Origin of the sequence: Curtobacterium sp. MCPF17_003, from assembly GCF_003224385.1 — a bacterium.
Classification (GTDB): Bacteria; Actinomycetota; Actinomycetes; order Actinomycetales; family Microbacteriaceae; genus Curtobacterium; species Curtobacterium flaccumfaciens.
Window position 1 is genome coordinate 154,381 of the sequence record NZ_QKLC01000001.1, and the last position, 23,349, is coordinate 177,729.

General features: G+C 72.0%; 26 protein-coding genes. 19 read left to right on the top strand and 7 right to left on the bottom strand.

Features of this window, described 5'->3' with window-relative positions; all coding sequences use genetic code 11:
* The first annotated feature begins 19 nt into the window (after positions 1 to 19).
* The gene (locus DEJ30_RS00755; RefSeq protein ID WP_110858617.1) at positions 20 to 685 is read left to right on the top strand and encodes a pentapeptide repeat-containing protein; all 666 of its coding nucleotides are present in this window, start codon (positions 20 to 22) and stop codon (positions 683 to 685) included.
* 58 nt (positions 686 to 743) lie between these two features.
* Here the strand turns inward: DEJ30_RS00755 and DEJ30_RS00760 are convergent, their stop codons facing one another.
* Positions 744 to 1,733 (bottom strand): NAD(P)/FAD-dependent oxidoreductase, encoded by a 990-nt coding sequence (locus DEJ30_RS00760; protein ID WP_110858618.1) that lies wholly within the window; start codon positions 1,731 to 1,733, stop codon positions 744 to 746.
* A 58-nt stretch (positions 1,734 to 1,791) separates the two neighbouring features.
* Between DEJ30_RS00760 and DEJ30_RS00765 the strand changes: the two genes are divergently transcribed.
* Positions 1,792 to 2,412 (top strand): helix-turn-helix domain-containing protein, encoded by a 621-nt coding sequence (locus DEJ30_RS00765; RefSeq protein WP_110858619.1) that lies wholly within the window; start codon positions 1,792 to 1,794, stop codon positions 2,410 to 2,412.
* A gap of 20 nt (positions 2,413 to 2,432) precedes the next feature.
* Here the strand turns inward: DEJ30_RS00765 and DEJ30_RS00770 are convergent, their stop codons facing one another.
* Positions 2,433 to 3,182, bottom strand: a complete 750-nt coding sequence (locus tag DEJ30_RS00770; protein ID WP_110858620.1) for a glycosyltransferase family 2 protein — start codon at positions 3,180 to 3,182, stop codon at positions 2,433 to 2,435.
* Positions 3,183 to 3,329: 147 nt separating this feature from the next.
* Here DEJ30_RS00770 and DEJ30_RS00775 point away from each other — a divergent pair, with 147 nt between their 5' ends.
* The 9 genes from DEJ30_RS00775 (at position 3,330) to DEJ30_RS00815 (ending at position 9,999) form a co-directional block, all read left to right on the top strand.
* A complete protein-coding gene (locus DEJ30_RS00775; protein WP_110858621.1) occupies positions 3,330 to 4,151 on the top strand; it encodes a hypothetical protein in 822 nt (273 codons plus the stop codon).
* The gene (locus DEJ30_RS00780; RefSeq protein ID WP_110858622.1) at positions 4,148 to 4,591 is read left to right on the top strand and encodes a phage holin family protein; all 444 of its coding nucleotides are present in this window, start codon (positions 4,148 to 4,150) and stop codon (positions 4,589 to 4,591) included. Before DEJ30_RS00775 ends, DEJ30_RS00780 begins: the two co-directional genes overlap by 4 nt.
* On the top strand, positions 4,588 to 5,160 hold the full coding sequence (locus DEJ30_RS00785) for a DUF3618 domain-containing protein (protein ID WP_110858623.1): 573 nt from the start codon (positions 4,588 to 4,590) through the stop codon (positions 5,158 to 5,160). Before DEJ30_RS00780 ends, DEJ30_RS00785 begins: the two co-directional genes overlap by 4 nt.
* A 79-nt stretch (positions 5,161 to 5,239) precedes the next feature.
* Positions 5,240 to 5,665, top strand: coding sequence for a MarR family winged helix-turn-helix transcriptional regulator (locus DEJ30_RS00790; RefSeq protein WP_110858624.1), 426 nt, complete (start codon positions 5,240 to 5,242; stop codon positions 5,663 to 5,665).
* Between the two features lie 58 nt (positions 5,666 to 5,723).
* Positions 5,724 to 6,365, top strand: a complete 642-nt coding sequence (locus DEJ30_RS00795) for an MBL fold metallo-hydrolase (protein ID WP_110858625.1) — start codon at positions 5,724 to 5,726, stop codon at positions 6,363 to 6,365.
* 54 nt (positions 6,366 to 6,419) lie between these two features.
* Entirely contained in the window at positions 6,420 to 7,109 is a 690-nt protein-coding gene (locus DEJ30_RS00800) for an HAD family hydrolase (protein ID WP_110858626.1), read from the top strand.
* 52 nt (positions 7,110 to 7,161) lie between these two features.
* Complete coding sequence (locus DEJ30_RS00805; protein ID WP_110858627.1) at positions 7,162 to 7,644, top strand: GNAT family N-acetyltransferase; 483 nt, start codon at positions 7,162 to 7,164, stop codon at positions 7,642 to 7,644.
* Positions 7,645 to 7,696: 52 nt separating this feature from the next.
* Complete coding sequence (locus DEJ30_RS00810; RefSeq protein WP_258369758.1) at positions 7,697 to 8,317, top strand: TetR/AcrR family transcriptional regulator; 621 nt, start codon at positions 7,697 to 7,699, stop codon at positions 8,315 to 8,317.
* Positions 8,314 to 9,999: an MDR family MFS transporter gene (locus DEJ30_RS00815; RefSeq protein ID WP_110858628.1), complete on the top strand. Its 1,686-nt coding sequence runs from the start codon at positions 8,314 to 8,316 to the stop codon at positions 9,997 to 9,999. Before DEJ30_RS00810 ends, DEJ30_RS00815 begins: the two co-directional genes overlap by 4 nt.
* 168 nt (positions 10,000 to 10,167) lie before the next feature.
* Here DEJ30_RS00815 and DEJ30_RS00820 read toward each other — a convergent pair whose 3' ends face one another.
* Positions 10,168 to 11,166, bottom strand: coding sequence for a LacI family DNA-binding transcriptional regulator (locus tag DEJ30_RS00820; RefSeq protein ID WP_258369759.1), 999 nt, complete (start codon positions 11,164 to 11,166; stop codon positions 10,168 to 10,170).
* 162 nt (positions 11,167 to 11,328) lie between these two features.
* Between DEJ30_RS00820 and DEJ30_RS00825 the strand changes: the two genes are divergently transcribed.
* Genes DEJ30_RS00825 through DEJ30_RS00840 form a run of 4 tightly spaced genes read left to right on the top strand, consistent with a single transcriptional unit; the run spans position 11,329 to position 15,648 of the window.
* Positions 11,329 to 12,360, top strand: a complete 1,032-nt coding sequence (locus DEJ30_RS00825) for a nucleoside hydrolase (protein WP_110858629.1) — start codon at positions 11,329 to 11,331, stop codon at positions 12,358 to 12,360.
* A 7-nt stretch (positions 12,361 to 12,367) separates the two neighbouring features.
* Positions 12,368 to 13,798 (top strand): MFS transporter, encoded by a 1,431-nt coding sequence (locus DEJ30_RS00830; RefSeq protein WP_110858630.1) that lies wholly within the window; start codon positions 12,368 to 12,370, stop codon positions 13,796 to 13,798.
* The gene (locus tag DEJ30_RS00835) at positions 13,795 to 14,655 is read left to right on the top strand and encodes a ribokinase (RefSeq protein WP_110858631.1); all 861 of its coding nucleotides are present in this window, start codon (positions 13,795 to 13,797) and stop codon (positions 14,653 to 14,655) included. The genes DEJ30_RS00830 and DEJ30_RS00835 overlap by 4 nt, the downstream gene beginning before the upstream one ends.
* 51 nt (positions 14,656 to 14,706) lie before the next feature.
* A complete protein-coding gene (locus DEJ30_RS00840; protein WP_110858632.1) occupies positions 14,707 to 15,648 on the top strand; it encodes a Ppx/GppA phosphatase family protein in 942 nt (313 codons plus the stop codon).
* 12 nt (positions 15,649 to 15,660) lie between these two features.
* Here DEJ30_RS00840 and DEJ30_RS00845 read toward each other — a convergent pair whose 3' ends face one another.
* A complete protein-coding gene (locus tag DEJ30_RS00845; RefSeq protein ID WP_110858633.1) occupies positions 15,661 to 16,269 on the bottom strand; it encodes an antibiotic biosynthesis monooxygenase in 609 nt (202 codons plus the stop codon).
* A gap of 80 nt (positions 16,270 to 16,349) precedes the next feature.
* Here DEJ30_RS00845 and DEJ30_RS00850 point away from each other — a divergent pair, with 80 nt between their 5' ends.
* Complete coding sequence (locus tag DEJ30_RS00850) at positions 16,350 to 16,859, top strand: DUF6328 family protein (RefSeq protein ID WP_110858634.1); 510 nt, start codon at positions 16,350 to 16,352, stop codon at positions 16,857 to 16,859.
* 42 nt (positions 16,860 to 16,901) lie between these two features.
* On the opposite strand, the gene DEJ30_RS00855 is transcribed toward DEJ30_RS00850, so the two are convergent.
* A complete protein-coding gene (locus DEJ30_RS00855) occupies positions 16,902 to 17,927 on the bottom strand; it encodes a Ku protein (protein WP_110858635.1) in 1,026 nt (341 codons plus the stop codon).
* A gap of 135 nt (positions 17,928 to 18,062) precedes the next feature.
* On the opposite strand from DEJ30_RS00855, the gene DEJ30_RS00860 reads away from it, so the two are divergent.
* The 3 genes from DEJ30_RS00860 (at position 18,063) to DEJ30_RS17990 (ending at position 21,798) form a co-directional block, all read left to right on the top strand.
* Positions 18,063 to 18,953, top strand: coding sequence for an SDR family oxidoreductase (locus DEJ30_RS00860; RefSeq protein WP_071245906.1), 891 nt, complete (start codon positions 18,063 to 18,065; stop codon positions 18,951 to 18,953).
* Complete coding sequence (locus tag DEJ30_RS00865) at positions 18,950 to 21,484, top strand: ATP-dependent DNA ligase (protein WP_110858636.1); 2,535 nt, start codon at positions 18,950 to 18,952, stop codon at positions 21,482 to 21,484. The genes DEJ30_RS00860 and DEJ30_RS00865 overlap by 4 nt, the downstream gene beginning before the upstream one ends.
* Before the next feature lie 158 nt (positions 21,485 to 21,642).
* The gene (locus DEJ30_RS17990) at positions 21,643 to 21,798 is read left to right on the top strand and encodes a hypothetical protein (RefSeq protein WP_155896954.1); all 156 of its coding nucleotides are present in this window, start codon (positions 21,643 to 21,645) and stop codon (positions 21,796 to 21,798) included.
* Positions 21,799 to 22,090: 292 nt separating this feature from the next.
* Here DEJ30_RS17990 and DEJ30_RS17995 read toward each other — a convergent pair whose 3' ends face one another.
* Complete coding sequence (locus DEJ30_RS17995) at positions 22,091 to 22,267, bottom strand: hypothetical protein (protein ID WP_181419934.1); 177 nt, start codon at positions 22,265 to 22,267, stop codon at positions 22,091 to 22,093.
* Between the two features lie 9 nt (positions 22,268 to 22,276).
* Positions 22,277 to 23,251, bottom strand: coding sequence for a sugar phosphate isomerase/epimerase (locus tag DEJ30_RS00870; RefSeq protein ID WP_181419935.1), 975 nt, complete (start codon positions 23,249 to 23,251; stop codon positions 22,277 to 22,279).
* Positions 23,252 to 23,349: the final 98 nt, after the last annotated feature.

The window sequence follows — 23,349 nt, forward strand, 5'->3', positions numbered from 1 at the left end:
TCACCGCCAGACTGGGGGCATGGCACGCTCCTCCGGCACCGACGCCCCGCGCATCACCCTGACCGAACCGACGAACCTCGAGGACTGGACGCCAGCTCCCGGTGACGTCCTGACCGGGGACCGCCTCGAGGGCAAGCGCATCGACGTCCTCGACCTGGCCGGCGAGCGGCTGCCCGACCTGGAGATCGAGGAGTGCGTCATCGACACGTTCCGGGGCGGCGACGCGGACTTCCGTGGGCTCCGGGTCCGTGACTCGCTCATCGACTCGCTCGACGCCCCGATCCTGCGGGCGTCGAGCAGCTCGTGGCGCGAGGTCCGGGTCTCCGGCGGTCGGGTCGGCTCGGCCGAACTGTACGACTCCGGGTTGAACGGCGTCGAGTTCGTCGGCATGAAGTTCGGGTTCGTGAACCTGCGCGGCTCGACGATCACCGACGTGGTGTTCCGCGACTGCGTCATCGACGAGCTCGACATCGCCGACGCGAAGCTGCTGCGGGTGTCGTTCGACGGCAGCAGCATCCGCGCCGCCGAGGGGTCGAACACCCGCATCGACCACGTGGACCTGCGTGGAGCGGACCTCGATCGGGTCGAGCGGCTCGAGGGGTTCCGCGGGGCCACGATCGGCGCCGACCAGCTGTACACGCTCGCGCCGCTGCTGGCTGCACAGGCCGGCTACCGCGTCGACTGACCACGCCGAGTTCGCGCTCACCGACACTGCACGCGCGACCGGCCCCGCGAACTGTCGCTCAGCCCGAAACAGTGCCCGAAACAGCGCCGACCCCGGCCAGCGCCGCGGCCAGGTCGGCCTGCACCAGGTCGCCGTGCACCGCAGCGCCCGTCTGGGTGCCGGCAGCCGCCGACGCGATGACCGTCGCCATCGGGGCCGTCACGTTGCCGGCCGCGTAGACCCCGCGCACCGCGGTCTGCCCGGCGGCGTCCACGGTCAGCGCGGTCGCGAAGCGGTGGTCGCCCATGAACTGGTCGGTGGCGGCGAGGCCGAGCCCGGACAGGAAGTCCACCCGCGCCTCGGGCCGGCTCGCCGTGGCCAGGGCATCGAGCTCGACGAAGGAACCGTCGCCGAGCCGGACCCCGGTCAGCCGGTCACCCTCGGAGACCACGGCGGCGACCGGTCCCTCGACGACTGCGATGCCGCGTGCGGCCAAACCGGCCAGGGTCGTGTTGTCCATCAGTGCCGGGTCCGTCAGGAACGCGGTGACCCGATCACTCAGCGCCCGGAACATGAGCGCGTGGTGTGCGGCGTTCGGCGTCGTGACGAGCACCCCGATCCGCTGGTCGCGGATCTCCCACCCGTGGCAGAACGGGCAGTGCACGACCCCGCGCCCCCACTGTTCGGCCAGGCCCGGGACCTCGGGCAGGACGTCCACGGCGCCGGAGGCGACGACCAGTCTGCGTGCCGTGACGACCGCGCCGGAGTCCAGCGTGACCGAGAAACCGACCGGGTCGTGGCCGTCACCGGTCGTGGCGGACGTGGCCACGGTCCTCCCGGCCGTGACCTGGACGCCGTAGGCGGCGACCTCGGCGCGACCGATGCGGATCAGCTCGGCGGGCGCGACGCCCTCGTGGCCGAGGTAGTTGTGCGCGCCGGCCGCCGGGGCGTTGCGCGGCTCGCCGGAGTCGACGACGAGCACCGAGCGCCGCGAACGGCCGAGGATGAGGGCGGCGGAGAGGCCGGCGGCCGAGCCGCCGATGACGATGACGTCGAAGTGTTCAGGCATGCGCTGATCATGCGGCCGGTCATGAGTAGACAGCAACGAACTTTGCCGGTGTGGCAACATGGCCGGCATGGGACACAGCACCCGGGATGCGGCCGCCACGCGCACGACGGCCGACGTCGTCGACGGGGTCGGCCCCCGACTGCGCGCGCTGCGCGCCCACCGCGACGTCACACTCGCGGCACTGTCCGATCAGACGGGGATCTCGGTGAGCACCCTGTCGCGGCTCGAGTCCGGGCAGCGGAAGCCCACGCTGGAACTGCTGCTGCCCCTCGCCCGGGCGTACCAGGTGCCCCTCGACGACCTGGTCGGCGCACCGCAGACCGGCGACCCGCGCGTGCACATGAAGCCCGAGGTGCACGGCGGCCGCGTGGTCGTGCCGCTGACCAAGCGGACCGGCGGGGTGCGCTCGTTCAAGCAGCTGTTCCCGCCGAACACCCCGGGCGGGGACCCGTCGCTCAAGACGCACGAGGGCTACGAGTGGCTCTACGTGCTGTCCGGACGGCTCCGGCTGGTGCTGGGGGAGCACGACCTCGACCTGGGTCCCGGTGAGGTCGCCGAGTTCGACACCCACACACCGCACTGGATGGGCAACGTGACCGACTCGGTCACCGAGGTGCTGTGCCTGTACGGGCCGCAGGGCGAGCGGGCGCACGTGCGGTCCCGACCCGCCGCTCGGTGAGCGGCTGACCGAGGGCGTCGTCAGCGGCCGCGCCACCACCGCCGCGACCGCGACCGCAGCCGTCGTGCCCACCGGCGCACCGGGTTCGCCCGCCGGCCGTTCACGCGGAACGTGTGGAAGGCGCGTCGCGTCCGCACCCAGACGGACGGGAGGCCCGACAACGGTCGCGCGGACACCTGCACCGTGAGCACGGGGTCGGCCACCACCCGCCAGGCCGGGTCGAGCTGCATACTCAGGTCGACGTCGTCGTGCACCTCGGCGTCGTCCCGGTGCGCTCGCCCGCCGACCGCGGCCCAGGTCGACCGGCGCATCGCCATGGCAGACCCGAACAACGGTGGGTGTCCGAGCGCACCCCGCATCAGCACGAAGTACGGGCCCATGTACACGGCGTCCCACAGTCGGCGCACCACGGGGCCACCGCCCCGGGGCCGGCCCGGACCGGTGACCGCGACGACATCGGGGTCGGCGAGCAGGCGGACGGCGTCGGCGATCCAGGACGGCGGTGGGACGGAGTCGGCGTCGAGCCGCACGACGACGTCGCCGGTCGCCCGGTCGTAGCCGCGCGCCGAGGCCCGGGCGATCCCGCGCACCGGCTCCGTCAGCACGACCGCACCGGCGTCCCGGGCGATCGCCGCGCTGTCGTCGGTGCTGCCGTTGTCGACCACGACGACCTCGTCGGCCGGCCGGGTCTGGGCCGCGAGGGCGGCGAGGCACCGGCGCAGGTGCACGGCATCGTCCCGCACGGGGATCACGACCGAGACACGGGGCATCCGTCGATCCAACCGGCTGTCGCCTGTGCGGATTGCCGGACCGCGTTTCCCGGCATTCCTGGGTCCTGACCCAGAGGGCAGCGCGCACGTTCGATGGCGAAACGCCCCCGGTGCACGCCGGGGACGACGACAACCGGAAGGCCGACCATGACCACGAACCCACCCGGGAACGACTCCGGGACGCCCATCCACGACCGCACCGCAGCCTCCGAGGGGCACGAGGTCGCCCCCGGCGTGACGGTGCCGTCGTACGCCAGCGGCACCCCCGCCGCGCGACCCACCGACCCCGGTGCGCCCCAGACCTACGACCCGTACGGCGACAGCGCCGCCGAGGTGCCGTTCGACGCACCCCTCGACGCCGTCCCGGCCGACGAGCAGCTCCCCGCCGTCCCGTCCGCCGCTTCCGCCGGCGGCGCTGGCAGCGCCAGCGGCTCCGGCAGTGACTCGGGCAGCGGCTCCGGCAAGGCCGACGCGGCGAAGGGCGCCGCGCAGGACGTCGCCGGCGACGCCAAGGAGAAGGCCGCGAACGTCGCGGGCACCGCCAAGGAGCAGGCGTCGAAGGTCGCCTCCGAGGCGACCGACCACGCCAAGCAGCTCTACGGCCAGGCGTCCGAGAACCTCAAGCAGCAGGCCGGCGAGCAGCAGCAGCGCGCTGCCGGCGGACTCCGCTCCCTCGGCGAGCAGCTCGGGCGCATGGCCGAGAACGACGACGAGCAGGGCGTCGCCTCGAAGGTCGTCCGCGACCTGTCGGGCCGCGCGACCTCGGCCGCCGGGTTCCTCGAGAACCGCGACCCGGGCTCGCTGCTCGACGAGGTGAAGACCTTCGCCGCGAAGCGCCCCGGCACCTTCATCGCGATCGCCGCGGGCGCGGGCCTGCTGGCCGGCCGCCTGACCAAGGCGCTCGCGACCGAGGTCAAGCACGAGAAGGAGGCCGGCGACGGCACCACCGGATCGGGGAGTGGCGTATGAGCCAGTCCGTCCCCGGCACGACACCCCTGGGCGAACCGACTCCCGAGGAGCGCGCTGCGACCACACCGCTCGGTGAGCTGCTGTCCGACGTGTCGCGCGACCTCTCCAGCCTGTTCCGGCAGGAGGTCGCCCTCGCGAAGGCCGAGCTGACCGACTCTGCGAAGAAGGCCGGCAAGGCGGGCGGGATGTTCGGCGGCGCCGGACTCACCGCCGTGTTCGCCCTGCTGTTCCTGTCGATCGCCGCGTGGTGGGGCCTCGGTTACCTGATCGGCAACGCCTGGTCCGCCCTGATCATCGCCGTCGTCTACGCGATCGTCGCCGCGATCCTGGCCGTCCGCGGGCGCAAGGAGATCAAGGAGATCAAGGGCGCCCCGCAGACGGTCGAGACCGCCAAGGAAGTCCCCGAGACACTCAAGCCCAACACCGGGAGGAAGCCATGAGCACCCCAGACGAGATCCGCGCCGACATCGAGCGCACCCGCGGCGAACTCGGCTCCGACGTCGACGCCCTCGCCGACAAGGTCAGCCCGTCGTCCATCGCCCACCGCCAGAGCGAGAAGGTGAAGGGCCGGTTCCAGGACGTCCGCGAGTCCGTGATGGGCGCGGCCCAGTCAGCCCGCTCGAGCGCCTCCGGTTCCGCCTCGGGCGCGACCGGCCAGGCGAAGGACGTCGCCCAGAAGGGCGTCGAGAAGGCGAAGGGCAATCCCTTGGCCGTCGGCCTCATCGCGTTCGGCGCCGGTTGGCTCGTGTCGTCGCTCCTGCCGACCACCGAGAAGGAAGAAGAACTCGCCGGTGAGCTGAAGGACAAGGCTGCACCGCTCGTCGACGAGGTCAAGGAGCAGGCGAAGGACGCCGGTTCGCAGCTCGGCGACGTGGCGAAGGGGCACGCGCAGGACCTCGCGGGCACCGCGCAGGAAGCCGCGCAGACGGTCAAGGGCGAGGCGCAGGGGGCCGCGTCCGACGTCAAGGACAACGCGCAGGGTGCGGCGGACGACGTCCGCAGCAGCTGAGCGGAACCCGATGACGGACGGGAGGCACGGTGCCAGCTGGCACCGTGCCTCCCGTCCGTGAAGCGGTAGCGTTCCGGGCATGGACCCGATCGACGAGCTCGCTGCGGAGCTCCGACAGTCCATCGGCCGGGTCGTGCGTGCCGCACGACGCGAGGCGGACGCGCTGCCGGCCACGCACACCACCACCCTCGGGTTCCTGCACCGCGAGGGCCCGATGACGATCGCGGAACTCGCGCGCCGCCGCGGGGTGAAGCACCAGGGGCAGTCCCGCACGGTCGGCGAACTGGCCGAGCTCGGCTACGTCGACCGGACGGCGTCGGACACCGACCGCCGAGCGTCGGTCATCCGGATCACGGACGCCGGTCGGGCCGCACTGCAGCGGGACACGGACGCCCGCACGGACTGGCTGGCCGCCGCGATCCGCGAGGAGACCGACGCCGAGGAGCGTGCGCTGCTGCGCCGCCTGCCCGAGCTGTTCGAGCGGGTCGCCCGCCGGGCCGACTGAACGACCCTTCACCTTCCCGGCAGCCGCAGAAGTACAACACCGCTGTACAGTTGTGCGCATGGAGTTGACGAAGTACAACCACGCCACCGTCGTCCTCGAGCAGGACGGCGTCACCCTCGTCATCGACCCCGGGGTGTTCACGCCCGAGGCCGTCGACCTCGTCCGCGGGGCCGCGGGCGTCCTCGTCACGCACGACCACCCCGACCACTTCGACATCGACGCCCTGCGTGCGGGGCTCGCCGGGAACCCGGACCTCGTCGTCCGCGGTCCGGAGACCGTCGTCGAGCAGCTCGGTGAACACCACGGCCGGGTCGCAGCGGTGCGCGACGGCGACACGATCACCGTCGGACCGTTCTCCGTCCGGGTCTTCGGCGAGCAGCACGCGGTCATCCACCCCGACATCCCGTCCACCGCGAACGTCGGCTACCTGGTGGACGACGCGGTGTTCCACCCGGGCGACGCGTACCTCGAGCCCGGTGTCCCGGTGCCGACCCTGCTCCTGCCGACGAGCGGGCCGTGGACGAACACCGCCCAGGCCGTCGACTACGTGCGAGCCGTGGCGCCGGAGCGGGCCGTGCAGATCCACGAGGCGATGTTGAGCGAACTCGGCCAGCAGTCCGCCGCGCGCTTCCTCGGACCGGACGGTCTCGGGCCGGTACCCGTCCTGATCCTGCCGGCGGGGGAGACGATCACCGTCTGACGGACGCGGGCCGCCCCTGGGAGCCGATCCGGGCCTCCCGAGCAGCATGGTGGGATGGCCGACGCACCCACGACAGCAGTCCTCTTCGACATCGACGGCACCCTCGCCGACTCGAACTACGCGCACATCGACGCGTGGTGGCGGGCGTTCCTGGCGGCGGGGGAGTCCGTCGACGCCTGGCGGATCCACCGCGCGATCGGGATGGACTCGGCGAAGCTGCTCGAGACGCTGCTGCCGGACGCGTCCCAGGAGACCCGCGACACCGCGAAGCAGTTCCACACCGCCTACTACGCCGAGCAGACGCCGCGGCTCCGGCTGCTGCCGGGTGCGCGCGAGCTCCTGCAGGCCGTCGCCGAAGCGGGGCACGCCGTGGTCCTGGCGACCAGTGCGCCCGAGCACGAACTCGCCCGCCTGCGCGAACTGCTCGACGCGGGTGAGTGGGTCACCGCCGAGACCAGCTCCGAGGACGTCGAGCAGGCGAAGCCGGACCCCGGCATCATCCGGGTCGCGCTCGGCAAGGCCGGGGTCTCCGCCGACGACGCCGTGATGGTCGGGGACGCCATGTGGGACGTCGAGTCCGCCGGCAAGGTGGGGGTCCGGTGCGTCGGTGTGATGACCGGCGGCATCGGCGGTGACGAGCTCCGCGGTGCCGGGGCGGCCGAGGTGTACGACGACGCGGCCGCAGTGCTCGCCGCGTTCCGCGCCGGCGAGGGCCCGATCGCGGCCCTCGGCCAGCGCGCCTGACGGGCGCCGTCGGTTTCCGCGTCGTCGGTCGCCCGTGCCAGGATCGACGTTCGTGATCACGATCGAACGCGTGTCCTGGGACGACCCCCGCAGCGTGGTGCTCCGCGCCCGCATGGACGACGAGATGCACGAGCGCTACGGGTCGGCGAACGCCGGCGAGGACCCGGCGGTCACCGCCGAGCGGGGCCGTGCGCTGAGCGTCGACCCGTCGACCGTCGTCACGTCGATCCTGGCCGTCGACGAGTCCGGTGAGCCGGTCGGGCACATCGCCGTCCGGCGTCTGGGTGACGAGGTCGAGCTGAAGCGGCTCATCGTGCTCGCCTCGGCGCGCGGCAAGGGTGCGGCCACCGCGCTGCTCGACGAGTGCGAGCGCGTCGGCCGCGAACTCGGCGCCCCGCGGCTCATCCTGCAGACCGGCGACAAGCAGCCCGACGCCGTCGCGCTCTACCGCAAGACCGGGTGGGACCAGATCGCGGTCTACGAACCCTACGTCGCGACCATGCCGTGGTCGTTCTGCTTCGAGAAGGCCCTGTAGCCCGGCCCCATCCCGTATTGCACTTTCAGCAGGAGAGTGCAATTCTTGCTCGGTGAGCACCACCGAACGCACCCGCGCGCTGCGCCGACGCATGATCGTCGAGGCACGTCGGGCGACGGTCGAACACGGGCTGCACGGCTTCACCATCGAGCAGCTCTGCGAGACCGTCGGGGTGTCGCGCCGCACGTTCTTCAACCACTTCGGGTCGAAGGACGACGCCGTGCTCGGCATCGAGCTCAACGCCGACGTCGAGGCGATCGACGCCTACGCCGCGGGCGGGGTCGTCCCCGGCGAGCTCGATCCCCTCGGGTCGATCGTCGCGCTGGCGATCGACCAGTTCCACCGGGTCGGCATCGCCCGCGCCGACGAGGCCCTGGTCCGCCGGGTGTTCGAGCGAGAGCCGGCACTCGTCGCACGGTTCCTGTCGGCGACCGACGTGCAGCTCGCCCGGATCACCGTGGCCCTGCGGCGACGGTTCGGGTGGGACGACCCCGCCGACCGCCGACCGCGCCTGGTCACCGAGGCCGCGGCCGCCTTGATGAAGGCCACCGCGACCGAGTACTTCGACGACGCCTTCGACGAGGCCACGGGGCCGACGTTCGACGCGCTGCTCACCGAGAACCTCCGCCTGCTCAGGGCGGTCACCACGACCGAACGGGAACACACCACATGAGCGCCACCGCGCCGGGCACCACCAAGCGTGCCCGCCCAGGCTCCGACGGCCCGCTGCTCCTGACGCAGCGTCGCATCTGGATCATCTTCTCCGCCCTGATCGCGGGGATGCTGCTCTCCAGCCTCGACCAGACCATCGTCTCCACCGCGATGCCGACCATCGTCGGCGAGCTCGGCGGCGTCGCGCACCAGGCCTGGCTGACGACCGGGTACCTGCTCGCCTCCACCATCGTGATGCCCGTCTACGGCAAGTTCGGCGACGTCCTCGGCCGCCGCAACCTGTTCCTCATCGCGATCGCGCTGTTCACCATCGCGTCGGCCGGGTGTGCGTTCGCCACGGACTTCACGCAGCTCGTGGTGTTCCGCGCCATGCAGGGGCTCGGCGGCGGCGGTCTGATGATCCTGTCGCAGGCGATCATCGCGGACATCGTCCCGGCCTCGCAGCGCGGCAAGTACCTCGGCCCGCTCGGTGCGATCTTCGGCCTGTCCGCCATCGGTGGCCCGCTGCTCGGTGGCTTCTTCGTGGACCACCTCACCTGGAACTGGGCGTTCTACATCAACATCCCGGTCGGCATCGCGGCGTTCTTCGTGGCGTGGTTCGCGCTGACCCTGCCGAACAAGAAGGCGACGAAGCGCATCGACGTCCTCGGCGTGCTGTTCATGTCCGCCGCGACCACGTGCCTGGTGTTCTTCTCGGAGTTCGGCGGCAGCAAGGACCACGGCTGGGACGCCCCCGAGACCTGGGCCTGGTTCGCCGGTCTCGTCGTCTCGGCAGCGCTCCTGGTGTTCGTCGAGTCCCGTGCGCAGGACCCGGTGCTCCCGCTGTCGTTCTTCCGCAACCGCACCTTCCTGCTGGCGACCGGCATCGGCCTCGTGCTCGGCATCGGCATGTTCGCCGCGATCGGCTTCGTCCCGACCTTCCTGCAGATGGCCTCTGGTACCTCGGCCGCGGTCTCCGGCCTGCTGATGCTGCCGATGATGGCCGGCCTGATCGGCACCTCGATCGCCTCGGGTGTCCTGATCACCAAGACCGGGCGCTACCGGATGTTCCCGATCGTCGGCACGGTCCTGGTGGCCATCGCGATGCTCGCGATGACCCAGCTGGCGGCGGACACCCCGATCTGGCTGATCTGCGCGTACCTGTTCGTCTTCGGTGCGGGGCTCGGCCTGATCATGCAGGTGGTCGTCCTCGTCGCGCAGAACGCCGTGCCCGCCGAGCAGGTCGGTACCGCCACCTCGACGAACAACTACTTCCGCGAGGTCGGTGCCTCGCTCGGGACCGCCGTCTTCGGTGCGCTCTTCACCGCGCGGCTCACGACGTCGCTGACCGACGTGTTCCGCGGTGCAGGCGGGTCGGCGACCGATGCGGCGTCGTCGGCGGGGAGCATCGACCCCGCGACGGTTGCGAAGCTGCCCGAGGCGGTGCAGAACGGCATCGTGAACGCCTACGCCGACTCCCTGGCGCCGGTGTTCTGGTACCTGCTGCCCTTCATCGCGGTGGCGTTCCTGCTCGCACTGTTCCTGCCGCAGATCACGCTCTCCGACACAGCCGGCATGGTCGCCCGTGGCGAGGCCGTCGGCGGCGACGAGGCCGACGAGCTCGAGCGTGCGCAGCGTGCGGCGCGTGCGGAGCACGCGGCGGCACCGGAAGGTTCCGCACCGGGGCGGGACACCGACCGGTAGACGCCACCGACCGACGGACGGGAGGCCCGGTGCCAGCTGGCACCGGGCCTCCCGTCCGTCGTCTGGTTGCGGCCACCGCGCGCCGTCACTTCGGGCCCAGCGACATCTTTCGCCGTCGGGAACCCGTGGAGTGTCGCCTGACGCGAAACGCCGCGCCGGCACGGGGCGCTACGCGCCGGTGCTCGCGCGCGGCACGAGCCGCGTCGGCAGGGCCGCTGGCTCGGCGGCCGTGCCGTCGAGCGTCGCGAGGAGTCGCAGTGCCGCAGCGCGACCGAGGTCGGCACCGGGCAGCGCCACGCTCGTCAGGGCCGGCGCGGTGACCGACGACGACGGCAGGTCGTCGAAGCCCGCGACCGCGAGTGCGCCGGGGACGGCGATGCCGAGCGCGCCGGCGACCCGCAGGACTCCGTAGGCCAGGGTGTCCGCGGCCGCGACGACGGCGGTGACGTCGTCGTCCTGCCAAGCCTCGATGACGTGCTCGGTGGCCGAGGCCGCGGCCTCCACGGTCAGGTCGGCGCGGGCGGTGACCTCGGAGACCGTGATGCCGGCGTCCGCACAGGCCTGCTCGAACAGTCCACGGCGCACGCCGAACGTCGCCGCCCGTGAGGTGCCGTCGAGGTAGCCCACGTGCCGGTGTCCCTGGTCGTGCAGGTGGGCGACGAGGTCGTGCACGCCCGTGGAGAGGTCGTAGTTGACTGCCTCGGGCCCACCGGGGGCGTCGAGCAGCACCACGGGGACGCTCGCCGACATCGGCTCGTCGGCCGCCGGGGCGTCGACCAGGATGCCGGCCGGCCGGAGCCGTTCGAACCGCCGGACGTCGGCCGCGACGGGCTGTGCACCCCGCTCGGTGACGGAGAGCACGAGCTGGAACCGGTCGCCCAGGGTGTCGCGGACGCCACGGATGACCTCGGCGAAGAACGGGTTCGACAGGTCGGGGGCGATGAACACGACGAGGTCGCCGCTGCCGCGCGCGAGTGAACTGGCGGCGTGGTCGACGACGTAGCCGAGGTCGTCCACGGCGTCGCGGACCCGCGCGGCGATGGGGGCGGAGACCCGCCCGCGGTCCTTGCCGTTCACGACGAGGGAGACCGTGGCGATGCTCGTGCCCGCACGCTCGGCCACCATCGCAGCGGTCACACGACGGCTCGGGGCGGCGGGGGAGGGCACTCGTCGATGCTAGCGAGCGTGGTGGTCGAACTTGACGTCAAGCGTTTGACGTGTTTCGATGTCAAACGCTTGACGCGCCACGACGCCAGCGCTCTGCCGGCCCGTGGATCCCCACCACGTCGAGCACTCACCTCGATTCCCCGAAGAAGTGGAGCGCCCAGCGTGCCCGATGCGACCCAGCCCGCCGCGAAGATCATCCTCGACTGCGACCCCGGCCACGACGACGCCGTGGCGCTCCTGCTCGCCCACGGCAGCCCGGCCATCGAGCTGCTCGCCGTGACCACCGTCGTCGGCAACCAGACCCTGCCGAAGGTCACCCGCAACGCCCTGGCCGTCGCCCGCATCGCCGGCATCACCGGGGTGCCGTTCGCCGCCGGAGCCGCCCGCCCGCTGCTGCGCCAGATCGAGGTCGCACCGGACATCCACGGCGAGAGCGGCCTGGACGGCCCGATGCTCCCCGAGCCGTCGTTCGACCTCGACGAGCGCCACGCCGTCGACCTGATCATCGACACCGTGATGGCCCACGAGCCCGGCATGGTCACCCTCGTGCCGACCGGCGGCCTGACGAACATCGCCCTCGCCGCCCGCAAGGAGCCCCGCATCGTCGAGCGCGTCAAGCAGGTCGTGCTCATGGGCGGCGGCGTGCACGTCGGCAACTGGAGCCCGGTCGCCGAGTTCAACATCGTCATCGACCCCGAGGCCGCGGCCATCGTGTTCGAGGCCGGCTGGGACGTCGTGATGGTCGGCCTCGACCTGACGCACCAGGCCCTCGCCACCCCCGAGGTCGCCGCGCGCATCGCCGGCGTCGGCACCGCCCCCGCCGCGTTCGTCGGCGAGCTGCTCGACTTCTTCGGCCAGACCTACAAGGACGCCCAGGGCTTCGACGCCCCGCCGGTCCACGACCCCTGCGCCGTCGCGTACGTCATCGACCCCACGATCGTCCGCGCCGTGAAGGTCCCGATCCACGTCGAGACGCAGGGCGCGCTGACCCTGGGCATGACCGTCGCCGACTTCCGCGCCCCCGCACCCGAGGACTGCCGCACGAGCGCCGCGATGGAGCTCGACCACGGCCGGTTCTGGGACCTCGTCGTCGACGCCCTCGAGCGCATCGGCGAGACGGCCGACACCGGCTGGACCCCACGTGCCGCCGCCGACGCCGTCGAAGCCGGCATCACCACGACCCCGGAGCGCTGAAACCCCCATGACCACCACCTCGACGAAGAAGTCGATCGGCGCCCTCACCGCCGCGCTCCTCGCCGCGTGCATCGCGTTCCAGCTGAACGCGAGCATGCTCAGCCCCGCCCTCGTCACGATGGCGCGGGAGCTCAACACCGACGACGCCACCATCGGCCTGTCGCAGACCCTGTACTTCACCCTCGCGGCGCTGTTCTCGCTGTTCCTGCCGCGGCTGTCCGACATCTTGGGCCGCAAGCGCGTGCTGATCGGCATGCTCGCCGTGATGCTCGTCGGCAGCATCGTCGCCGCGCTCGCGGTGAACGTGCCGATGCTGTTCGCCGGTCGCATCATCCAGGGCGTCACCGGTCCGGTCGTCCCGATCTGCCTGCTCGTCCTGCGCAACGAGATCAGCGACCCGAAGCGCTACGGCGCCGCCCTCGGCCTGCTCACCGCGGTGAACGGCGGCATCGCGGGCGTCGACGCCCTGGCCGGCGGGTGGATCGCGACGAACTTCGGGTTCCGCGGGATCTTCTGGGTCATCGCCGTCGTCACCGTCCTCGCCCTGCTCCTGGTCGCCGTCTGGGGGGTCGAGTCGAAGCCCTCCGCCGGTACCCGGATGGACTGGATCGGTGTCGTCCCCCTCGTGGTGAGCGTCGGTGCGCTGCTCACGGCGTTCAACGAGGCCGGCAAGCTCGGCGCCGCGAACCCCGTGCTCGTGGTCGGTGGCGTCGTCGTCGCGCTCGTCGCCTTCGCCGTGTTCTGGGCCGTCGAGTCGCGGGTGCGGGAACCCCTGGTCGAGACCCGGTTCCTGAAGCGCCGTGCGACCTGGGCGCTCCTGGCGACGACGTTCCTCACCATGACGGGCGTCTTCGCGGTCGTCAACGGCCTGGTCACCTCGCTCGCGCAGAACGGTGACGCGGGCTTCGGGATGGAGGCCGACCTGGCGTCGCTCGTGTTCCTCACCCCGTACGCGCTGGTCGGCTGGATCGTCGGACCCTTCGCCGGCCGACTCGCCCCGACCATCGGGTACCGCGCCGTCCTGCGCGTCGGCCTCATCGGCAGCATCGTCTCGACCGTCCTGATGGCGCTCGTCGGCGTGCACTCGCTGCCCGTGCTGGTCACCGCGACCGTGCTGATCGGCATCACCTACGCCGGCATCGCGAACATCATCCTGAACGGCCTGGGCATCGTGCTGTCGCCGGAGTCGAACCCCGGGTTCTTGCCGGGCCTGAACGCCGGTGCGTTCAACCTCGGCGCCGGGGTCAGCTTCGCGGTCCTGCCCGCGCTGCAGATCGCGCTCGGCGTCGGCGGTTCCGCGGGCACCGCCGGGTACTCCGGTGGCATGCTGCTCGGGGCCGCGATCACGACCGTCGCGCTCGCGATCTCGTTCCTCATCCCCCGTCCGGAAGGCGCCGAGACCACGTCCGTCGCCCCGCAGAAGGAGACCGTCCGTTGACCGAGAGCATCGTCGTCGTCGGGTCGCTCAACGCGGACCTGGTGGTCCGCACCGAGCGCTTCCCCCAGCCCGGTGAGACCCTGCAGGGCTCCGACCTCGCGATCCTGCCCGGCGGCAAGTCCGCCAACCAGGCGGTGGCTGCCGGGAGGCTCGGGGGCACGGTGCGCATGATCGGTGCGGTCGGCGACGACGGGAACGGTGCGCTGCTCCGCGACTCCGTCGCGGCTGCGGGGGTCGACACGACGCACGTCGCCGTCCGTCAGGGAACGGCGACCGGCACCGCCGTCATCACGGTCGACGCCGCAGGCGAGAACACCATCGTGATCTCCGCCGGGGCGAACGGCACGCTGACGCCGGACGACGTGCCGGCCGACGTCTTCGCCGGCGCCGCGGTGCTGGGGCTCTGCCTCGAGGTCTCGATCGACGTCGTCCTCGCCGCCGCCCGTGCCGCGCACGCCGCCGGGGTCACGGTGCTCACGAACCTGTCACCGTTCGGCGCCGTGCCGGCCGAGCTCCTCGAGCTGACCGACGTGCTGCTGGTGAACGAGCACGAGGCCGCGGCGCTCGGTGACCACGGCGTCGCACGGTCGATCGTCACCCGCGGCGGTGCCGGCTGCGTCGTGCACGACGGGGGTGCCGAGCCGGTGTCGATCGACGCCGTGCGGGTCGAGCCGGTGGACACCACGGGTTGCGGCGACGCCTTCATGGGTGCGGTGGCGCTGCGTCTGGCCGCGGGGGACACCCTCGTCGACGCCGCTCGGTTCGCGGTGGGGGTCGGGGCGTACGCCGCGACCAAGCCGGGCGCTCAGGCCTCGTACCCGACCACCGCCGAGCTGGAGGCGTTCCTGCGGGCGTGACCCCTGCCTCCCGGCCGTGTGTTGACTGCGCGGCCCACTAGCGTTGTGCCCATGCGCGTCGGAGTCCTCGACATCGGGTCCAACACCGGCCACCTGCTCGTGGTGGACGCCCACGGCGGCGCCGCGCCGCTGCCGGCGTCCTCGTTCAAGCAGCCGCTGCGGCTGGCCGAGCACCTGGACGCCTCGGGCGCGGTGACCCAGCAGGGGATCGACGCACTGACCACGTTCGTCGCCGACGCCGTCCGCGTCGCCGAGGAGCGCGGCTGCGAGGACATGCTCGCGTTCGCCACCTCGGCGGTGCGCGACGCCGGCAACTCCGAGGCCGTGCTCGCCCACGTCGAGTCGTCCACCGGGGTCGAGCTGGCCGTCCTGTCCGGCTCGGACGAGGCACGACTGACCTTCCTGGCCGTGCGCCGCTGGTTCGGCTGGTCCGCCGGGCGCCTGGCGGTCTTCGACATCGGCGGTGGCTCGCTCGAGATCGCCGGTGGTGCCGACGAGGCACCGGACGTCGCGTGGTCGATGCCGATCGGCGCCGCACGCCTGGCGCGCTCCTACTTCGCCGCCGGCACCCCGACCGAGGACGACGTCCGCCGCATCCGACACGAGATCCGCGTCGAGATCGCCCGGGACGCCGGACGGCTGCTCCGCTCGGGCCGCCCGGACCGGGCCGTGGCGACCTCGAAGACGTTCCGGTCGATCGCCCGGATCTGCGGAGCCGCGCCGTCCGCCGCCGGACCGCTCGTGCCCCGTGCCCTCGACGGCGCAGTGCTGCGGCAGCGCCTGCCGGAGCTGCTCACGATGTCGGTCGACGAACTCGCTGCGCTGCCGGGCGTCTCGGCGAGCCGCGCACACCAGGTGGTGCCCGGGGCGCTCGTCGCCGAGGCGTGCCTGGACATCTTCGACCTGCCGGGCCTCGAGATCTGCCCGTGGGCACTGCGCGAGGGCGTCATCCTCGAGCGGCTCGACCAGCTGTCGGTCCTCGGGACCCCGTAGCGGCCCGTCGATCTAGCCGCGCTGCCTCGGCGGTGCGAGCAGCCACGGACGGATCAGCTTCGTCACGAACGGCAGCACCCAGAACGTCATGATCGGCGTGAGCACGACGGTCGTGATGAGCACCCGGGGCAGGATCGCGACGTGCGCGAACGCGGGGACGAGCCAGGCCATCAGGTACGTGAACGCGAGGTTCACCGGGAAGAAGCCGAGCCAGATGCTCACGGACTGCTTCCACCGTGGGGGAGCGCTCGAGGCCGGGGCGTCCTGCGGGACGTCGAACCACCCCTCGATGCCGGTGCGCTTCTCGACGCGGGACTCCACCACCAGGTCACGGCCCAGGTCGAGCCAGCGCAGCCGGTCGTCGGAGTTCTCCCACGTGGCCAGGGAGTCGTGGTCGGCGAACCGGTAGAGCATGTGCCACTCGCGGGACTGCGCCCGGGAACGCACCCACCCGGAGCCGAGGAAGCCGGGGTAGCGGTTCGCCAGGTTCACCCCGGACTGCACCCAGCGGGTGACCTCGGGGATCCGCTCCGGTTCGACCAGGCGGGTGATGGACACGGTGACGGGTGGGCCTGCGGTCTCGGATGACGACTGCAGGCTCCCAGGCTCTTGTGGAGTCATCCGACCAGTGTCCCCGATCGGTGTTACCGGCTCGTGTCGCAGCTCGTAGTCGTCGACGCCCCGTTGGGTAGGTTCGCGGTATGAGCGAGACCGAACGCGGCCGGCACGAGACGCCGACGGAACGGTGGGACCGGAACTGGGCCGACATCCAGCAGGAGCTCCGGATCGTGCAGACCGGGACGCAGATCCTCGCCGGGTTCCTGCTGACGCTGCCGTTCCAGCAGCGGTTCACGGAGCTGTCCGACCGGCAGGAGACGGTCTACCTCGTCCTGGTCGTCCTGGCGGTCGTCGTCACCGTGGTGGCGCTGTCCGCCGTGGCGACGCACCGGCTGGTGTTCCGGCAGCGTCAGAAGCACGACCTGGTCCGCGCCGGCAACGTCATCCTGCTCGCCGCACTCATCGCGAGTGCGCTGCTCTTCTCGGGAACGGTCTACTTCGTCTTCGACGTGGTGCTCGGTGGTCCGGGCGGTGTGATCGGCGGGGTCGCGGTGTTCGTGGCGACGGCGGCGCTGTGGACGGCCCTGCCGTTCGGGTTGCGCCGGAGCGAGCGGAACGTCGACCAGGAGCACGAGCGCTCGTCGTCCGGCTGAACGGGTCCTCCGAGGCGAGGAACGGGGCGCCCAGCGGAGCGGTCAGCTCGCCTGCTTCTTGGCGGCGGGCTTCTTGGCCGGGGCCTTCTTGGCCGGGGCCTTCTTCGGCGCCGATTTCGCGGGGGCCTTCTCGGCCGTGCTCTCCGCGGCCTTCTTGGCCGGCGCCTTCTTCGCCGGCGCCTTCCTGCCGGAGCCGGAGGAGCCCGAGCCGGACGTGCCCGAGCCGGAACCCGACGACGACCGTGAGGTCGACGACGAACGCGACCCCGAGCCTCCCGTCCGCTTCTTGTCGACGGACGCACGCAGGGCGGCCATCAGGTCGAGCACGTCACCGCCCTCGTCGTCGTCGTCCTCGTCGTCCTGTGCGCCGAAGGTCTTCTCGGTGTCGATGTCGTCGCCCGCCTCGAGCTTGGCGTCGATCAGCTGCTGCAGTTCCTCCTGGTAGGAGTCGGTGTAGCGATCGGGGTCGAAGTCGGTGGACATGCTCTCGACGAGCGATGACGACATCTTCAGCTCGTTGGCGCTGACCTTCACCGACGTGTCGAGCGTCTTGAAGTCGGCCGCGCGGACCTCGTCGCCCCAGAGCAGCCCCTGCAGCAGGATGACCTCGTCGTGCACCCGGAGCACCCCGAGCCGGGTCTTCTGGCGCAGGGTGAACTGCACGATCGCCAGGCGGTCGGTCTTCGCCAGGGTCTCGCGCAACAGCACGTACGCCTTCGGCGAGCGCGAGTCGGGCTCGAGGTAGTAGGTCTTCTCGAACATCATCGGGTCGACCTGCTCGACGGGCACGAACTCGAGCACCTCGACCTCGTGCGACTGCTCCTCGGGGAGCTGTTTGAAGTCGTCCGCCGTGAGCACCACGGTCTTGTCGCCGTCGTCGTAGGCGCGCTGGATGTCGGCGTACTCGACCTCGTGGCCGAACTCGCACACACGCTTGTACCGGATGCGGCCCTTGTCCTCGTCGTGGACCTGGTGCAGGGACACGTCGTGCGTCTCGGTGGCCGCGTAGACCTTGACGGGCACGTTGACGAGCCCGAACGCGATGGAGCCCTTCCAGATCGACCTCATGCGCACATGATGCCCGCCCGCACGCGTGCGTGCCCGGAGCCGGCGGTTCCTCCTCAGGTCCGTCGTCCGGGGAATCGTTCCACGGATGTCCGGTTCGCTGGACCGCCGCGAGGCCGGCGCGAGCACGATGGGCCCATGAGCCAGCTCGACAAGCAGGACCCGCGCGACCAGTTCCCCCGTCCGCCGTTCCCCGCGCAGACCCAGCAGGGGTCCGGGCTGGCGAGTGCGATGGACCCCGCCCCCGACCACGGCGAGACGAGCTACCTGGGCACCGGGCGGATGCGCGGGTACCGGGTGCTCGTCACCGGCGCGGACTCCGGCATCGGGCGCGCTGCGGCGATCGCGATGGCGAAGGAAGGCGCCGACGTCGCCCTGAACGCCCTGCCCGAGGAACGCGAGGACCTCGAACAGGTCCGCGACGTCATCGGTGACCTCGGGCGCAAGGCGGTGCTGCTGCCCGGCGACCTGACGGACGAGGCCTTCTGCGACGTCCTGGTGCAGGACGCCGTCAGCGAGCTCGGTGGCCTGGACGCGCTCGTGCTGGTCGCGGGTCACCAGCAGGTGCACGAGGACATCACCGTGCAGAGCACCGAGGACTTCGACCGCACGATGAAGGTCAACCTGTACTCGCTGTTCTGGCTCGTCCGCGCTGCCGTCCCGCACATGGCGCCGGGGAGCTCGATCGTCACCACCAGCTCGGTGTCCGCGTACCAGCCGCAGGACCGCATGATCGACTACGCCGCGACGAAGGCCGCGATCATCACCTACACGAACGGGCTCGCGCGGCAGCTCGCGAGCAAGGGCATCCGGGCCAACACGGTGGTGCCCGGGCCGGTGTGGACGCCCCTGCAGCCGATCAGCTACCCGGGCGACGAGATCGCGGCGTACGGCCAGGACACCCCGTTCGGCCGTCCCGCCCAACCCGTCGAGCTCGGCAGCGCCTACGTCTACCTGGCCGGGCCCGAGTCGTCGTACACGTCCGGCACGACCCTGACGGTGGCGGGAGCGACCGGGGTGGCGCTGTGAGTCCCGCCTCGCGCAAGACCGTCGTCCTCGTCGGGGACCGGCGGCTCGCGCTCACCAACACCGACAAGGTGCTCTACCCCGAGACCGGCACCACGAAGGGTCGGGTGATCGAGTACTACGAGCGGGTCGCGCCGTGGATGATCCCGCACGTCAAGGACCGCCCCGTGACCCGGAAGCGCTGGGCCAACGGTGTCGAGGGCAAGGTCTTCTTCGAGAAGAACCTGCCCGACTCGGCCCCCGACTGGGTGCGGCACCACACCATCCACCACTCGGAGCACGACAACGAGTACCCGATCGTCGACGACCTGCCGACCCTGGTGTGGATGGCGCAGCAGGCCGCGCTCGAACTGCACGTCCCGCAGTGGCGGTTCGGCCCGCGCGGCGCGCAGCAGAACCCGGACCGGCTCGTCCTCGACCTCGACCCGGGCGAGGGTGTGGGGCTGCCCGAGTGCGTCGAGGTCGCCGTGGCCGCGCGCGAGATCCTGCACGGCATGGGACTCGACCCGTACCCGGTGACCTCCGGCTCCAAGGGCATCCACCTGTACGCGGCCCTCGACGGCAAAGCGACGACGGCGCAGGTCTCCGACGTCGCCCACGAACTGGCCAAGGCCCTCGAGACGGACCTGCCGGACCTGGTGCTGTCGTCGATGAGCCGTGCCGAGCGGAAGGGCAAGGTCTTCGTCGACTGGTCGCAGAACAACGGCAACAAGACGACCATCGCCCCGTACTCGCTGCGCGGCCGCGAGCGGCCGACGGTCGCAGCGCCCCGCACCTGGAAGGAGCTCGAGGAACGCGGGCTCGCGCAGCTCACGTTGGACGAGGTCCTCGAACGCCTGGAGGCCCGTGGGGACTTCCTGCACCCGGTCGCCTCCGCCTCGCTGGCCGTCGGGCGCGACGACCACGGTCACTGGGACAGCGACCGGACCGAGCGCGCGAACGACGCCGAGCAGCCCGCACGGGACCGCCTCGCCGCCTACCGGGCGAAGCGTGACGCCTCGAAGACTCCGGAGCCCGTGCCCGAGGGCGCACCCACCGTGCGGAAGGACGGCACACCGACCTTCGTCATCCAGGAGCACCACGCCACCCGCGACCACTACGACTTCCGGCTCGAGCACGACGGGGTGCTGGTGAGCTGGGCCCTGCCGAAGGGCGAGCCCACCGACCCGGGCAAGAACCACCTGGCCGTGCAGACCGAGGACCACCCGCTCGAGTACGGGTCGTTCGAGGGCACGATCCCGAAGGACGAGTACGGCGGCGGCACGGTCACCATCTGGGACGACGGTACCTACGAGCTCGAGAAGTGGCGCGAGGGGCAGGAGGTCATCGTCACGCTGCACGGCCGGGCGGGCGGCGCTCGCCGCCTCGCGCTGTTGCACACCCGCGGCCGTGGCGGCGGGGACGAGAAGAACTGGCTCATCCACCGCACGAAGGAGCAACCCGAACGGCTGGCGGACGCCAGCGGCTCTGCGGGGCCGGCGGTGGCGCGACGGGCGGACCGGCCGTCGGACGGGCACGGCGATGCACACCGCGCCGGGCAGCGACGGATCAGCGGGGCCGCGGACGCCGAGACCCCGCCGTCGGAGCGTCGGACGATGCAGGCGACCCTGGCCAAGGGCGAGCCCGGGCTGGACCCGACGGACTGGGCCTTCGAGATGAAGTGGGACGGGGTGCGGGCGCTGGCGACGGTCCGCGACGGGTCGGTGACCCTGCGCAGCCGCAACGACAACGACCTGACGGCCCAGTACCCCGAGCTGCAGGAACTGGGCGAGCGGGCCGGCGTGGACGGCGTGTTCGACGGTGAGATCGTGGCCGTCGACGATCGTGGCCGACCCTCGTTCCAGCTGCTCCAGAACCGCATGGGCCTGACGAAGGCGCGCGAGGTCCGGAGCGCGCAGGAGACGACGCCCGTGCGGTTCCTGCTGTTCGACGTGCTCGAGGCGGACGGGCACGAGCTCACGCGGCTCGGCTACGACGCCCGGCGGCAGGCACTCGAGACGGTCGTGGAACCCGGCGGTGCGATCGACGTGCCGCCGGCGGCGCAGGGCGACCTCGACGCGGTGCTGGCTGCGTCGCGCGAGCAGGGCCTCGAGGGCGTGGTCGCGAAGAAGCGGTCGTCGAAGTACGCCGAGGGCCGGCGGTCCGAGGCCTGGCTGAAGCTCAAGCACCACGCCACGCAGGAGGTCGTCGTCGGTGGCTGGAAGCCGGGCAGCGGGCGGCGTGCCGGCGGGATCGGGTCGCTGTTGCTCGGGGTGCCCGGCCCCGACGGGCTGGAGTACGTCGGCAAGGTCGGCACCGGGTTCCGTGACCGCGACCTCGACGAGATCGCCGCTGTCCTCGCACAGCTGGAACGGAAGACCCCGCCGTTCGTCGACGTCCCACGACCTGACGCTCGGGATGCGCACTGGGTCACGCCGAAGCGCGTCGGCGAGGTCGAGTTCGCCGAGTGGACCGGCGACGGACGGCTCCGGCAGCCGTCCTGGCGGGGGTGGCGGGTGGACAAGGAACCGGACGACGTCGTGCGGGAGACCTGACGCGCGCTTCGTCTTCGGGGCCACATGCGTGCGCATGGGGTCAGCCGCTGGCGAACATCCGTCCCCCGTCCGGAGCCTGCGCGGGGGACAGTATCGGCACCGCTGGCCACGATCGGCCATCGGCTGTTACGTTCGCCGGGACGAAGGGGGCTCCGAGGATGAACTCGAGCAAGTACCTGCCGCCCTACACGGCTGCAGAACGTGTCGCGATCACGGGGGACGACCTGTCGCAGCGGTCCGTCGAACCGGGCACCGGCACCACGGAGACCGAGGTCCGGTACGCGGACTTCCTCGCCGACGAGGACGACGACTGACCGGGGCGGCCTGAACGCCCGACCGCTCGACGGGTCCGACAGACCCGACGGCCCGCACGCTGGATCAGGAAGCGCACGGACCGTCGCCGAGGCACGTGACCAGCCGGTTCAGGGAGACCGGCCACGAAGCCCCGCACCGGGCTCGCCGCAAGGCCACCGGTGGGTCCATTGGTGAGACGGACCGAGTGGCCGGATCGTCACATGAGCGGCAAGAAGAATCGCCGGGCGACCTCGATGGTCGCCCGGCGATCTCGTCTGTCCGGAGAGATCCTGTTGTCGGATCAGTACGGGGTCAGGCCGCGGGTGCAGGGCCGTCGGCGGGCACCGCGCGGTCGGCGACGGGTGCGTCCTCCTCGATGAGCTCGTCCTCTTCTGGTTCACTCACCTCGGCCGCGGCGGCCTTCGCCTCGTCGATGGACTCCTGGGAACGGCGGAGCAGGTCGTCGTCGTGTGCTGCCTGATCAGTCATGCCAGCAACCTACGCGGGCGTCCCTGTGTCGGCGTCCCGACGGCGGGCACCGTGCGTCGGGTCGTGCCGGCCGGTGTGCGGTGGCTCGAAGTCCACCGCGGACGTCGGCGCGGGCGTCGAGGGCATCGCCGGAGCGGCCGGGGCGCCGTACGCATCGGCGGCGTCGAGCACCGCACGGGTGGCGGCGACAGCCGTCCGGAGCGCATCGCGGACGGGCATCGCCCGGTGCGCCGGCGTCCGGACCTCGACGCCCCACGGCTCGGCGAATCCGAGTTCGCGCACGGTCCGGACGAAGCCGGGCAGATCCCACGCTCCGGCACCGGGCAGGTACCGTGCCGTCCGGGACTCCTCGGCGAGGGTCATCCCGCTCGGGGTGTGCAGCAGCCCGTCGCTCAGCTCGACGGCTGCGAGGACCCCCGGTGCGACGCCCTGCCGGATCGACGCGAGGGTGGAACCGCCGCGGAGCGCGTGCATGGCGTCGATGAGCAGGCCGCCGTTCGGGTGTCCGGCAGCGGCGACGAAACGGGAGGCCCGTTCGATCGTGGGCAGGTTCGACCACGGTTCCGGTTCGAGCACGAGCTGCGCTCCGACCGCCTCGGCCTGGTCGGCGAGCGCGAACCAGTCGTCGGCCATCGTCGAGGGGGAGGCTCCGGGCAACGAGGTGTCGGCGCGCGCCACCACCTGCCAGGCGCTCAGCGTCGCCGCGGCCTCGAGCACGACACCGCGGTCGGCGTCCTCGTCCTGGGTGCGGCTCGTGCACGTCCACCAACGGTCCAGCGGTCCGAGCTGGACCCAGACGATGCCGGCGGCGTCGAGCATGCGCCGCAGTTCGGCGAAGCCCGTCGTCGCGCGGACCTCGTGCAGGTCGTCGAGGGACAGCGACAGGCCGGCGAACCCGGCGGCGCCCACGGCGTGCACCCGGTCGCGAACGCTCTCGTCGCCCGCCCACGTCCAGGACGTGGCGAGCAGGTCGTGTTCCAGCACGGTGGTACCTCCGGCAGTCCCGGGGTGTCCGCGTCGCCCCGTCGCGATGCGCCGCCCCGTGTCCGCCGCGGGCCCCACCCGCGACGATGCCCAAGACT

Coding starts and splice junctions, on each gene's coding strand:
- DEJ30_RS00755 (WP_110858617.1), top strand. CDS start 20: ATGGCACGCTCCTCCGGCACCGACGCCCCGCGCATCACCCTGACCGAA.
- DEJ30_RS00760 (WP_110858618.1), bottom strand. CDS start 1,733: ATGCCTGAACACTTCGACGTCATCGTCATCGGCGGCTCGGCCGCCGGC.
- DEJ30_RS00765 (WP_110858619.1), top strand. CDS start 1,792: ATGGCCGGCATGGGACACAGCACCCGGGATGCGGCCGCCACGCGCACG.
- DEJ30_RS00770 (WP_110858620.1), bottom strand. CDS start 3,182: ATGCCCCGTGTCTCGGTCGTGATCCCCGTGCGGGACGATGCCGTGCAC.
- DEJ30_RS00775 (WP_110858621.1), top strand. CDS start 3,330: ATGACCACGAACCCACCCGGGAACGACTCCGGGACGCCCATCCACGAC.
- DEJ30_RS00780 (WP_110858622.1), top strand. CDS start 4,148: ATGAGCCAGTCCGTCCCCGGCACGACACCCCTGGGCGAACCGACTCCC.
- DEJ30_RS00785 (WP_110858623.1), top strand. CDS start 4,588: ATGAGCACCCCAGACGAGATCCGCGCCGACATCGAGCGCACCCGCGGC.
- DEJ30_RS00790 (WP_110858624.1), top strand. CDS start 5,240: ATGGACCCGATCGACGAGCTCGCTGCGGAGCTCCGACAGTCCATCGGC.
- DEJ30_RS00795 (WP_110858625.1), top strand. CDS start 5,724: ATGGAGTTGACGAAGTACAACCACGCCACCGTCGTCCTCGAGCAGGAC.
- DEJ30_RS00800 (WP_110858626.1), top strand. CDS start 6,420: ATGGCCGACGCACCCACGACAGCAGTCCTCTTCGACATCGACGGCACC.
- DEJ30_RS00815 (WP_110858628.1), top strand. CDS start 8,314: ATGAGCGCCACCGCGCCGGGCACCACCAAGCGTGCCCGCCCAGGCTCC.
- DEJ30_RS00830 (WP_110858630.1), top strand. CDS start 12,368: ATGACCACCACCTCGACGAAGAAGTCGATCGGCGCCCTCACCGCCGCG.
- DEJ30_RS00840 (WP_110858632.1), top strand. CDS start 14,707: ATGCGCGTCGGAGTCCTCGACATCGGGTCCAACACCGGCCACCTGCTC.
- DEJ30_RS00845 (WP_110858633.1), bottom strand. CDS start 16,269: ATGACTCCACAAGAGCCTGGGAGCCTGCAGTCGTCATCCGAGACCGCA.
- DEJ30_RS00850 (WP_110858634.1), top strand. CDS start 16,350: ATGAGCGAGACCGAACGCGGCCGGCACGAGACGCCGACGGAACGGTGG.
- DEJ30_RS00855 (WP_110858635.1), bottom strand. CDS start 17,927: ATGAGGTCGATCTGGAAGGGCTCCATCGCGTTCGGGCTCGTCAACGTG.
- DEJ30_RS00860 (WP_071245906.1), top strand. CDS start 18,063: ATGAGCCAGCTCGACAAGCAGGACCCGCGCGACCAGTTCCCCCGTCCG.
- DEJ30_RS17990 (WP_155896954.1), top strand. CDS start 21,643: ATGAACTCGAGCAAGTACCTGCCGCCCTACACGGCTGCAGAACGTGTC.
- DEJ30_RS17995 (WP_181419934.1), bottom strand. CDS start 22,267: ATGACTGATCAGGCAGCACACGACGACGACCTGCTCCGCCGTTCCCAG.